The sequence below is a fragment of the Paenibacillus sp. fava2 genome (assembly GCF_058313675.1).
Genome location: NZ_CM177755.1, coordinates 3,864,235 through 3,876,717 on the forward strand (window position 1 = coordinate 3,864,235; position 12,483 = coordinate 3,876,717).

Consider the following 12,483-nt stretch of genomic DNA (forward strand, 5'->3'; position numbering starts at 1 on the left):
GGGAGACCTTGAACTATTACTTGGGCGTTGACGGCGGAGGCAGCAAAACACTGGCCGTCATATCCGACGCCGCAGGCCGGATTACCGGACGCGGCGCAAGCGGATGCGGCAACCATCAGACAGGGGCCGAAAGGGCCGAAATCAACATCCGGGAGGCGGTGGAGGAAGCTCTCCTCCACGCGGGCCTCCGCAAAGAGCAAGTCACATATTCAGTATTCGGACTGGCTGGAGCTGACCGGGAAGCTGACTTTAAAATTCTGCGTCCGATGATAGCGGGAATGGGCATGGAACCCCATTCCATCGTATGCGATACCGTTATCGGCCTTCGGGCCGGGACCCGGCAGTCCTATGGCGCCGTGGTTATCTGCGGGACCGGAACCAACTGCTACGGTATCAACCGCAGTGGGCAGGAGCTGCAGGTTGGCGGCTTCGGGTATACCTTCGGCGATTTCGGCGGAGGCTCGGATCTGGCAGTGGAAGCCTTCCGCAGTGTGATCCGTGCCTGGGAGGGACGCGGCCGGCCTACACGGCTGGCCCAGGCGGTCTTGAGCAAGCTTGGCTACGCTTCTGAAGAAGCGATGTTTCATTATTATCTCGATCACGGGCTGCGTGTACCGCATGAGATCGCCAAGCTGCTCTTCGAGGTCGCTGCAGAGGATGAAACCTCACGTAATATTCTGCAGAGGCAAGGAAAAGAGCTGGGGCTTGCGGCCAGTGCAGTGATCCGCAGGCTCGGCATGCAGCAGGACACCTTCGATCTGGTGCTTGCCGGCAGTATTTTGACCCGCGGGGAGAGCAAGTATGTTGTCCCTTATATTGCAGAGACAGTATCCCTTGTTGCTCCCGGCTGTACCCTGCAAATGCTGACACAAGAGCCGGTAGCAGGTGCGCTGCTTATGGCAATGGAGAAATCGGGGATTCAGGTGGAAGAAGCGGTCTATGAGCAGTTACAACATACCTTATCTGTAAAGGCGGCGAATGCAGTATGGCAGAGCGACTGAAAGTGGCGGTAATCGGGGGGGGCTCCTCCTATACTCCGGAATTAATTGAGGGGTTTATCCTGAACTACGCTACTTTTCCGGTAACAGAAATTGTTCTCGTTGATATACAGGAGGGCTTCCACAAGCTGTCCATCGTCGGAGAGCTGGCCCGGCGGATGATTGCCAGATCCGGGCTGCCGATTGAGCTCAGTCTCACACTTGACCGGCGCTCAGCATTGGCGGATGCCAGCTTTGTCACTACACAGATGCGTGTTGGCAGGCTGGAAGCCCGCGGCTGGGATGAGACCATTCCGCTGAAATACGGGATGATCGGTCAGGAAACGACTGGCCCGGGAGGGATGATGAAGGCACTGCGCACGATTCCGGTGCTGCTGGCGGTTGCCAGGGACATGGAGGAGCTTTGCCCGGACGCATGGCTGCTAAACTTCACAAATCCTGCAGGCATGGTGACCGAGGCTATTCATAAGCATTCCCGCATCAAATCCATCGGCCTGTGCAACTCTCCGATAGCCGCCTATAAGTGGCTGTCGGAGCTGTATCAGGTGCCGATTGAACGGATATATTGTGAATTTGCCGGCCTGAACCATTTGCACTGGATCAGCACCATTACCATTGACGGTGAATCCAAGCTGCCTGAGCTGCTGGCGAACCGGGACGGCTATTCTGCCCGCAATGTTCCGCAGTATGACTGGAATGCGACGCTGCTGTCAGCACTTAAGGCGATTCCTTCCTATTATCTGAAATATTTCTATCTGCACCGTGAAATTCTGGCGGAGCAGCAGGAAGCTGCAGCCCGGGGAGAGACACGGGCAGAAACGGTGCAGCGACTGGAGGATGAGCTGTTCGAGCTGTACAAGGACGAGGAGCTGGCCGAAAAGCCTAAGCAGCTGGAGCAGCGCGGAGGAGCCTATTACTCGGAAGCCGCAGTCCGGCTGATGAACTCGCTGTATAATGATTCCGGTGATATTCAGACACTGAATGTTCCTAACCGGGGCATTCTTGATTTTCTGCCGGATGATGCCTGTATTGAGGTCAATTGCAAAGTGCACAAGGATGGACCTGTCGCCATGCCGGTTACTGTTGTACCGGAAGCGGCCAAAGGCCTGATTCATGCGGTCAAAACCTATGAAGGCTTGGCAATTGAAGCTGCTGTAACCGGCAGCCGTGCTACTGCCTTGCTGGCGCTTGCCCATCATCCGCTTGTGCCTTCAGTCAATGCGGCAGAGGCAATGCTGGATGAGATGCTGGAGCAGAACAAGGCGTATCTTCCAGGGTTCTATTTATGAAGCCAGCCGCAACAGCTTCCCTGACACTGGAACAAAAAATTGCCCGGATGTGCGTCACCGGGCTGCCTTCCCGGCAAGCAAACCCGCAGCTTGAGGCAAGGCTTGAAGCCTTCCCAGCGGGCGGAATGGGGTTATTTCCGCACAACATAGAGCACGAAGACCAGCTGCGCGGTCTTATCCGGGGTATAAAAGACACTGCCGGGAGACTGGGGATTAGTTCCTCCTATTATCTCTCCATAGATGAAGAGGGGGGAAGCCTTGCCAACCTCAAGGCGTTTTACCCGCATGTGCCGGGCAACCGGGCAGTCGGCTTGACCGGTGATCCCGAAGCAGCCTTCCTGCAGGGCAGGCTCATCGGCAGCCAGCTGGCTGCGCTAGGCCTCCCGATGAACTGGGCGCCGGTGCTGGATGTGAATACCAACATCGCGAATCCCGTGGTCGGCGTCCGCTCCTACGGGGAAGAGCCTGCGGCAGTAGCGGAGCTTGGCGCTGCATATATCCGGGGGATGCATGAATCGGGAATCGCCGTAACCGCCAAGCATTTTCCCGGTCATGGACAGGTCGATGGCGATTCGCATATTGAGCTGCCCGTATGCGGTCTGACCCTGGAGGAGCTGAGGGACGTTCCGATGCAACCGTTCGCTGCCGCTATAGCCGCAGGATGCGATGCCATCATGATGGCGCATATCGTATTCAAGGATATTCCTCAGGCAGAGGGGTTGCCTGCTTCTTTGAGCCGCTATTTCGTCACACAGCTGCTGCGTAATGAGCTGGGGTTTCAGGGCGTAATCTGCACCGATGATGTTGAAATGGGGGCCATCCGGAACACATATGAGCCGGAAAGGATTGGTGAGCTTGCAGTCGCTGCCGGTAATGACCTGATTCTGATGTGCCATACGCCGGAGTTCCAGGACCGCGTGATCCGCGGGATTGCTGATGCGGTGCGTAAAGGCCGGCTTGCCGAATCCGGAATTGATGAATCGCTGCAGCGGATTGCCCGGCTTGAGCAGCGCATGCTCTACTTCAGCCGCCATGCTAATCCTCTGCCGCGAGGGGAGTGGGAGAACAGGACAGCAGAACTGACCCGCAGAACCGTGAAGCTGCAGCGCGACCCCCGGCAGCAGCTGCCGCTGACAGCGGGCCTCCGTTATCTGCTGCTGCTGCCCCGGCCGGAGAAGCTGACCTTGGCAGACAATACCGACAGCGGCAGACTGGGGCTGGATGCGCTGCTAAGCGGGCGGGGGGTTGAGCTTACAGCAAAAACCATCCCGAACAACCCCGAATCCGGAGCCATCCTGGAAATTGCAGCTGAGCTTGAGGAATATGATGCGGTTATCATGGGCACGTGGAACGCCCACATCTTCCGCGGGCAGCTGGATCTGGCGGAAGCCATTGCCCGAACCAAGCCCCTCATTGCCGCCGTACTGCGTAATCCGTATGATGCCGGACAGCTGCCGGACGCAGCGTCGGTCATCCTGGTATGCGGAACCTCAGCCTATTCGCTGGAGGCACTGGCTGATATCCTGGCAACCGGAGTAACAGAGCCATAACTCAAGATCAAAGGGGCTGAAGATCAAATGGAAGCAGCAAGCATCCGCCTCCGTCAAAAGGTCGGACAGATGTTCATGTGCGGATTTATGGACAAAACACCAAATGCGGATATTCTGACGCTGATCCGGGATTATCATATTGGCGGTATCATCTATTTCCGGCGCAATATAGGGACGGCTGAGCAGGTCTATTCCTGTTCAGCTGCGCTGCAGCGGGCTGCCGCAGAGCCGCTGCTGATTGCAATTGACCAGGAGGGAGGCATGGTCGCCAGAATCGAGGACGGCATCACTCTGATGCCGGGCAATATGGCACTCGGTGCTACCCGCAATACCAAAGGCGTGCGGCAGGCTGCATTAATTGCAGGGGCAGAGCTGCGTCATTTGGGCATTAACATGAATTTTGCACCTTGCGTAGATGTGAACAACAATCCGGCTAATCCCGTCATTGGAGTACGCTCCTATGGGGAATCGCCGTTATTAGTCAGCGAGATGGGGAATGCGGCTGCAGCCGGTTATCAGGAAGCGGGCGTGGCGGCGACGATCAAGCATTTTCCGGGACATGGCGATACCGATACCGATTCCCACCTCGCCCTTCCCGCCATCAGCCACAACCGTGAACGGCTGGCAGAAGTAGAATTGCTCCCCTTTCAGCAGATCATTGAAGCAGGTGTCGATGCGGTCATGACCGCACATGTTGTATTCAAAGCCTATGAAGATGAATCCATACCGGCAACCCTCTCCAGCAATATCCTTACCGGACTGCTGCGCGGAGAACTGGCCTTCGATGGCGTTATCGTTACGGATTGTCTGGAAATGAACGCTATTTCGCAGACCGTCGGAGTCGGGCCTGGAGCGGTGCAGGCCGTCCAAGCCGGGGCTGACCTGATTCTGGTCAGTCATACATTTAACTGGCAGGTAGAAGCAATCGAAGCCGTAATACAGGCGGTTATGAAGGGAGAAATTTCCGAGGAGAGAATCGATGCATCGGTGCATCGGCTGACAAGCCTAAAGGCTAAACGGGGAATTACCGGAGCAGAGCCGGAACCCTTCCCGGCTATTCAGCAGCAGCTGGCTTCCAAAGCATCGGTTGAAACCGCGCGCGCCCTCAGCGAACAGAGCATTACCTTATTATGTGACGACGGCCAGCTTCCGCTGGCAGAACATGAAGGCATCTATGTCATCTGGCCGGAGGTCCGGGTCAATCATGAGGTAGTCGAAGCGCTGCAGGAGGAAATGACACTCGGAAAGGCATTGAAGCCTTATTATGACGGGGTCACTGAACGAATTATCGACGTTGACCCTTCGGTTGAAGAGATCGCAATGGTGCTGGAGGAGAGCCGTTCTTTTACTCAGATTGTGGCAGCGACCTACAACGCCGATTTTTCGCCCGGTCAACGCCAGATTCTGCTGGAGCTTACAGCACGGACAGGATGCAGGCTGATAGTTGTGGCAGTGCGCAACCCTTATGATTTTACCGCTGTTACCGGGATACGCACCTATATTGCTTCATATGAGAACAAACCACTGGCAATGCAGTCTGTGGCCAAGGTGCTGGCAGGACAAAGCATCACCCGCGGTGTACTTCCGGTAACGGTTGGCGCTTTTGCCTATGGATCGGGTATTGTAAGCTGATTAATCTTATCTGTGAAAAGTGAAAAGATGTCGGTTGCTCCGGAAGAGTAATTCTATATTTAAAAAGACCCGTATTTACTACGGGTCTTTTCCATTTAGGTGCAACTGCGGTTTATGCCCAGGTTGTAATTGTATCAACCGTCAAACGGTAGGACGGATAGCCCATTTTGGCTGCTTTACCTATTGAAATTAGCATTACCGGCTGAAAGCGTGCCTTGTCCAGGCCAAATGCTTCAGCAATCTGTTCCTTGGCATAACCAGCCATTGCGTTAGTATCATAGCCGTGAGCACGTGCAACAAGCATTAGCTGCATCGAGATAAGGCCAGTGTCAATGAGGTTCACATCACGCAGTTCGGCTGCAGACATGCTGGCATAATAAGGCTTCACTTGCTGCAGCTGCATGTCCATAACTTCCTGAGGCATATATCCAAGCTCAACGGATTTGCCGAAGATTTCATCCATGTATTCGGTATTGTTAGCATCGTAAAATACTGCAATTACAGCTGAGGAAGTCAGCACTTGCGTCTGGTTGAATGAGGCCAGCGGCGCAAGCTTCTCTTTCCCTTCAGGTGTGTCAATGACAAGAAAACGCCATGGCTGCATATTTATTGCGGAAGGAGCACGGGAGGCTTCTGCCAGTATTTCGGTCATTTCCTCCCGGCTGATTTTTACTTCAGGATCATACACTTTAACGGACCGGCGCTCCAAGACGATTTCATTAAAATCATTTGTCTCATGGTATTTCCCGGTAATTGTATTCATATAAACAAGCTCCTTCAGGATTGGATTTGTGAGGTGTGTGAATGTGACTTATGCTCACTAGAAGGATTGTAAACTATGAAGTATACTTTATAGCAAGAGTTTAGATGAGGTGATTTTTATGAAAATTAGTGAAGTAGCACAAAGGGTTGAACTGCCAATATCCACTATCCGTTACTATGAGAAAATGGGTATTATTACTGATGAGTACATCTTGCGGGAACAGAACAACTACCGGAATTATTCCTCTGAAATCATTGACTACCTGCAGGTTGTGAAAAATTGTTTAGCGGTCGGTTTTACAATCAACGACATTAAATCTATGATCTCGTTAAAGGGAATATCCAAGGAAGAGCAAGCACGCATAATTAAAGAAAAAATAACAGAGATAGAAGCAGCCCAGCTAAATCTGGAGAATGCCAAACAAACGCTCTACGGACTCCTGCAAACAGATATCACCTGTGAGAACGGGTTCGGAAAGTATGATAGAACCGTGAGCTGATTCAATATGCAAAAGGAGCACAGCAATGATTTATTTGAGATCCTTCACACTGTCTGACCATACGAGCCGGAATCCTAACATCTATCCTGATCATGTGTTCAGGCATATGGCCGGTGAGGTGTTTGTGTTTGACCGGATTACTGTATTGTATGGCAGTAACGGCAGCGGTAAATCCACTCTGCTGAATGTCATCTCCAACAAGCTTGGAATTAACGGAGCCGAAAAATTGGCAAGCCAGTTTAGTCTGTTTGCCCAGCAGTTTCTTGACTTAAGCAGCTTCCAGCTTGGCCTTAATGAGCGGGAGCATGAAATCAGCCGGCTTCCGGAGGGCAGCCGATACCTGAAATCCGAGGATATTCTGTATGAGATCAAGAAGATCCAGCAGGCTTCCGTGCTGCGTGAGGGACTGCTGCATGAGCACAGGAGCAAGGGGATGAACGAGGCTCAGGTACAGGAGTACGAGACTTCGTACAAGTTTAAGCAGAAGCTGGCAAATATTCAGTTTTCGCAGGAAAAATACTCCAACGGGGAAACCTCTCTGCAGGTGTTCGAGGATTCTTTAATGCCCGGGCAATTGTATCTGCTGGACGAGCCGGAAACCTCGCTATCTCCACCCAACCAGATCCGGATGGCGGAGCGGATAAATGAGCTGGCCCGGCATTTTGACAGCCAATTTATTATTGCTACTCATTCTCCCTTTGTATTAGGCACGCTGCATGCCAAAATTTATAATCTGGATGCCCGGCCGCTTCAGACAGCGGAATGGTATGAACTGGACAATGTCCGGTTCTTTCAGCAGTTTTTTGACAAGCATAAGCATTTGTTTGATAACGGTTAGTTCCAAGTTAAACAGATTTGGTTTACAAAACCTCTTCGTTCTGGTTATAATCCTTTTATAATTTCATCGTATAACCTTATAGATATGGTATAAGGGTCTCTACCAGGAACCGTAAAATCCTGATTACAAGGAAATGTACAGCGTACATTTATTTGTGATCAGGATTTTTTTGTTTATCATCAAACGATGTAAGGAGCAAACATGATGTCACTGAACACTTCAGCATTAACAAAACGTATTCTGGTAGCCGGTAAACAGCTTCCCGCAGATTTGGTCATTAAAAATGGCACCCTGGTCAATGTCTTCACCGGGGAACTGATGGGAGGTGATATCGCAGTCGTTGATGGGATGATTGCAGGAATCGGTTCCTATGAAGGCAAGACCGTAATTGATGCTACAGGGAAAACCATAGTTCCAGGGTTTATTGACGGGCATGTTCATATTGAAAGTACCATGCTGCTGCCAAAAGAATTTGCGAAGGTTGTGCTTCAGCATGGCGTAACAACCGTCATAACTGATCCTCATGAAATCGCAAATGTAGCCGGGGCTGAAGGTATTCAATTTATGCTGGATAATGCCAAGGGAGTGCCGTTAGACATCTTTGTCATGCTTCCTTCGTGTGTTCCGGCGACAACTGTCGAGAGCAACGGAGCCACTCTGGAGGCGGAGCAATTGCTGCCTTTTATGGATGATCCGCAGGTTCTGGGTCTTGCCGAGGTGATGGATTTCCCTTCGGTCTCCAACGCAGCAAAGGGAATGGTAGACAAACTGGTAATGACACAAGTGAATGGCGGATGTATTGATGGTCATGCAGCCGGAATTAGCCGGGAAGAATTGAACATCTACCTGTCTGCAGGTATCCGGACCGATCATGAAAGCATCACTAGCCGGGAAGCAAAAGACCGCCTTGATCTTGGCATGTATCTAATGATAAGAGAAGGTACAGTTGCCAAAGACCTCGAGGCATTACTGCCGGTTGTCAATGCACAGAATTCCCGGAGATGCCTGTTCGTTACAGATGATATGCTTCTGGACGATTTAATAGAGGAAGGCAGTATAGATCATATCGTAAGGCTGGCCATACAGAAGGGGTTAGATCCGGTTACAGCCATACAGATGGCTACATTAAATGCAGCTGAATGCTTTGGACTGCGGCATATTGGAGCTGTAGCCCCCGGCTATCAGGCGGATTTTCTTTTGCTGGATGACCTGAGCAGTATCTCCATCCATCAGGTATACAAAAAAGGGAAATGTATTGTTGATAAGGGAACAACCATTGAAGGAACCTTCCGTGAATCCTTTTCAGCTGCAGGGCAAGTCGCTTCACTTCCCGATATTAACGCAGAACCGGTGTCCTTAAAAGATCTGGAGATTCCTCTTGGATCCACCTTGTGCAATGTTATCGAAGCGATTCCTGACAGTCTGGTTACCCGTCACCGGAGAGAGCATGTTGATATGCATAACGGGATGTTTTCCATTTCGGTTGAGAGAGATCAATTGAAATTGACCGTTGTTGAAAGGCATAAAGCAACAGGGAATGTCGGGACTGCGATCGTAAAAGGATTTCAGCTGAAACGGGGCGCTATAGCAACTACCATCGCTCATGATTCACATAACATTGTAGCCGTCGGCACGTCCGATCAGGAAATACTCACTGCCATAGAACAGGTAACAGCAATGAACGGCGGGCTGGTGGTTGTGAACGGCGGGGAGGTATTGGCTAGTTTGAAGCTTCCTGTTGCAGGTTTAATGTCCAATCTCGAATATAAGTCCGTTTATAAGTCAATAAAGACATTAAACAGAGCGCTTGCGGAAATCGGAGCAACGACAGCATTCAATCCTTTTTTAATGTTGTCCTTCTTGACACTACCCGTTATACCTGAGCTAAAATTAACGGATAAAGGATTATTTGAATTTGCATCCTTTTCTCATATTGACGTTTCAATTAAGTAAACAAACATCATTGAAGGAGCTGTGTAAGCATGAGTTCATCCCAATTTAAAGAAACCCCGCACATCAAGCCAAACGGAGCTGAAATTGCCGAGACGATTTTGCTGCCGGGAGATCCGCTGCGTGCAAAATTCATTGCCGAGACCTATCTGGAGAATCCGGTACAATTCAACGAGGTTCGTGGCATGCTCGGATATACCGGAACCTATAAGGGTAAGAAAATCTCTGTCATGGGTACAGGCATGGGCGTTCCGAGTATCGGTATTTATTCATGGGAGTTAATTAATGTATTCGGCGTGAAGAACCTGATCCGTATCGGCTCGGCTGGTGCGTTACAGGACAACCTGAATCTGTATGACATCGTCTTTGGGCTGGGAGCATCGACCAACTCGAACTACGCTTCCCAATTTAATCTGCCGGGACAATATGCCGTTACTGCTTCCTATGAATTGTTAGAAAAGGCCAAGAAAACGGCTGATGAAAAAGGACAGAAGGTTCACATCGGCAATATTCTGACCAGTGACACTTTCTATAATGCGGACAAGTCTGCCGCAGGAAAGTGGAAGGATATGGGGGTCCTGTGTATCGAGATGGAAGCAGCAGCGCTGTATTTAAATGCTGCCCAAGCCGGCGTTAATGCCCTGTGCATCCTGACAATCAGTGACCACATTTTCCGCGCAGAGGAAACAACCTCTGAAGAACGCCAGACCTCCTTCACCAAAATGATGGAAATTGCATTAGAGCTGGCTTAAATCACATTTGAACCTGATTTCCCGCAATCACAAGGATTGCGGGTTTTTTATATGCGCAAAAAGCAAACCCGCTCTCATGGCATGATAATCATATAATCGCAGGATTTTATCATTGAAGGATGACAAGCCTAATTCTAATATAGAAGAGTAACTCATTATATTAATATAATTATTACTTAATTAATAAAGGGAGATGTTCAGTGTGCAGGAATTATTGTATGGCGTAGCCTATTATGACGAGTACATGCCTTATGAACGGCTGGAAGAGGATATCCGGATGATGAAAGCTGCCGGCATTAATCTGGTACGGATTGCCGAATCCACCTGGAGCACCCATGAGCCCCAAAACGGCGTATTCGATTTTACCAGCGTCGATCGTGTATTGGATGCCATGCACGAAGCAGGAATTCATGTAATTGTAGGGACACCTACGTATGCCGTTCCCACCTGGATGGTCAAGGAGCATCCCGAGGTGCTGGCTGAAACCTCACGCGGCCCGGGCCGCTATGGCTCCCGTCAGATAATGGACATTACCAGCCCTGCATATCTTTTCTATGCGGAGCGGATCATCCGCCGGTTAATGAGCCGGGTCAGCAGGCATCCGGCCGTTATCGGTTATCAGGTAGATAATGAAACGAAGCATTACGGGACCAGCGGCCACAACGTCCAGTTCAAATTTGTAAAATACATCAAAGAGAAATTCGGAACCATCGAACGTTTGAACGAGGAGTTTGGACTAAGCTACTGGAGCAACCGGATCAACAGCTGGGAAGACTTTCCGTCTGTCGTCGGCACGATCAACGGGAGTCTTGGTGCAGAATTCGCGGGATTCCAGCGGCAGCTGGTTACTGATTTTCTGGCCTGGCAGGTTTCGATTGTAAATGAATACAAACAGGCGGGCCAGTTTGTCACTCACAATTTTGACTTTGCCTGGAAAGGCCATTCCTTCGGCGTACAGCCTGATGTCGATCATTTTGCAGCAGCTGCGGCGCTGGATATTGCCGGGGTGGATATCTATCATCCTTCACGCGATGAGCTGACCGGCAAGGAAATATCGTTTGGCGGAGACTTGACGCGCTCGCTCAAGCAGCAAAATTACTTTGTACTCGAGACACAGGCCCAAGCTTTTCCGGAATGGACTCCTTACCCGGGGCAGCTCAGGCTGCAGGCATTCAGCCATCTGGCGTCAGGAGCGAATATGGTGGAATACTGGCACTGGCACTCCATTCACAATTCGATCGAGACGTATTGGAAAGGCTTACTCAGCCACGATCTGGACACCAATCCAACCTACGAGGAAGCTATGACCATCGGCAAAGATTTTGCCCGGCTGTCGCCGCGATTAATCGATTTACAGATCACGAATGAAGCCGCCATTCTTGTAAGCAACGAAGCGCTGACCTCAATGGAATGGTTCAAACTCCCCGGCGGCCAGACTGACTACAATGATATTGTCCGCTTGCTGTATGACCGTCTGTATGAGCTGAACATCGGCTGTGATCTGCTGCATCCCGGTTCGGCTAACGATTTGGCCAAATACAAGCTGATTGTTGTCCCGGCTCTATATGCGGCTTCAGATGAGCTTCTGGAACGGTTAAACCGTTACGTGGAAAATGGGGGCCACATCGTCTATACATTCAAAAGCGGGTTCGCGAACGAGCATATCCAAGTCAGAAACACGGTACAGCCGGGGATCATCGGAAAAGCCTGCGGCATCCAATACAGTCAGTTTGTTACGCCGAGTGCGGTCAAATTGAAAGATGATCCGTTTGGCACCGGCGAAGAGACTAATGCCGTGGACACATGGATGGAGTTAATCACTCCAACTACAGCTGAAGTTTTGGCCTGGTACGATCATCCTCACTGGGGTAAGTATGCAGCTATAACGGAGAACCGCTACGGTAAAGGGATTGCCACTTATATCGGTTGTCTCACCACTCCAGAGGTTACAGGCAAGGTGCTGGAACGGGCAAGTAAAGAGGCAGGACTGTGGGGGGAAGATCAGAATATCCGTTTCCCGCTGATTGTTAAGTCAGGCAAGAATCAGGCTGGACACACGATCCGTTATTATTTTAACTATTCAGAAGGCAAGCAGTCTTTCACCTATCCATATAGTGATGGAACTGAACTGCTCAGCAACCAGCCAATAGCTACGGGGGCAACAGTTGAGCTTGAGCCCTGGGGTTTTATGATTCTCGAAGAAATTTAGGCG

General features: G+C 50.7%; 10 protein-coding genes and 1 riboswitch. Of the genes, 9 read left to right on the forward strand and 1 reads right to left on the reverse strand.

The window, feature by feature from the left end; translation table 11 throughout:
* Positions 1-8 precede the first annotated feature (8 nt).
* From AC4G46_RS16625 to nagZ, 4 genes are read left to right on the forward strand one after another with little or no spacing between them, the layout of a single operon-like run.
* Positions 9-1,001, forward strand: a complete 993-nt coding sequence (locus AC4G46_RS16625; protein WP_491123705.1) for an N-acetylglucosamine kinase — start codon at positions 9-11, stop codon at positions 999-1,001.
* The gene (locus AC4G46_RS16630) at positions 986-2,287 is read left to right on the forward strand and encodes a 6-phospho-beta-glucosidase (RefSeq protein WP_491123706.1); all 1,302 of its coding nucleotides are present in this window, start codon (positions 986-988) and stop codon (positions 2,285-2,287) included. Before AC4G46_RS16625 ends, AC4G46_RS16630 begins: the two co-directional genes overlap by 16 nt.
* A complete protein-coding gene (locus AC4G46_RS16635) occupies positions 2,284-3,837 on the forward strand; it encodes a glycoside hydrolase family 3 protein (RefSeq protein ID WP_491123707.1) in 1,554 nt (517 codons plus the stop codon). The genes AC4G46_RS16630 and AC4G46_RS16635 overlap by 4 nt, the downstream gene beginning before the upstream one ends.
* A 27-nt stretch (positions 3,838-3,864) precedes the next feature.
* On the forward strand, positions 3,865-5,469 hold the full coding sequence (nagZ, locus tag AC4G46_RS16640) for a beta-N-acetylhexosaminidase (protein ID WP_491123708.1): 1,605 nt from the start codon (positions 3,865-3,867) through the stop codon (positions 5,467-5,469).
* A gap of 112 nt (positions 5,470-5,581) precedes the next feature.
* Here nagZ and AC4G46_RS16645 read toward each other — a convergent pair whose 3' ends face one another.
* Positions 5,582-6,232: a nitroreductase family protein gene (locus tag AC4G46_RS16645; RefSeq protein ID WP_491123709.1), complete on the reverse strand. Its 651-nt coding sequence runs from the start codon at positions 6,230-6,232 to the stop codon at positions 5,582-5,584.
* A gap of 118 nt (positions 6,233-6,350) precedes the next feature.
* Here AC4G46_RS16645 and AC4G46_RS16650 point away from each other — a divergent pair, with 118 nt between their 5' ends.
* The 5 genes from AC4G46_RS16650 to AC4G46_RS16670 all read left to right on the forward strand — a co-directional run bounded on the left by AC4G46_RS16650 (position 6,351) and on the right by AC4G46_RS16670 (position 12,480).
* Positions 6,351-6,731, forward strand: coding sequence for a MerR family transcriptional regulator (locus AC4G46_RS16650; protein WP_491123710.1), 381 nt, complete (start codon positions 6,351-6,353; stop codon positions 6,729-6,731).
* Positions 6,732-6,756: 25 nt separating this feature from the next.
* Positions 6,757-7,569 carry an AAA family ATPase gene (locus tag AC4G46_RS16655; protein ID WP_491123711.1) on the forward strand — a complete coding sequence of 271 codons (813 nt, stop codon included), beginning with the start codon at positions 6,757-6,759 and terminating at the stop codon, positions 7,567-7,569.
* A gap of 46 nt (positions 7,570-7,615) precedes the next feature.
* A riboswitch (purine riboswitch) is annotated at positions 7,616-7,715 on the forward strand.
* Between the two features lie 58 nt (positions 7,716-7,773).
* Positions 7,774-9,522, forward strand: coding sequence for an adenine deaminase (gene ade, locus AC4G46_RS16660; protein WP_491128903.1), 1,749 nt, complete (start codon positions 7,774-7,776; stop codon positions 9,520-9,522).
* Between the two features lie 29 nt (positions 9,523-9,551).
* Positions 9,552-10,271 (forward strand): purine-nucleoside phosphorylase, encoded by a 720-nt coding sequence (gene deoD / locus AC4G46_RS16665; RefSeq protein WP_491123712.1) that lies wholly within the window; start codon positions 9,552-9,554, stop codon positions 10,269-10,271.
* Between the two features lie 202 nt (positions 10,272-10,473).
* Positions 10,474-12,480, forward strand: a complete 2,007-nt coding sequence (locus tag AC4G46_RS16670) for a beta-galactosidase (RefSeq protein WP_491123713.1) — start codon at positions 10,474-10,476, stop codon at positions 12,478-12,480.
* The last annotated feature ends 3 nt before the right edge of the window (positions 12,481-12,483 follow it).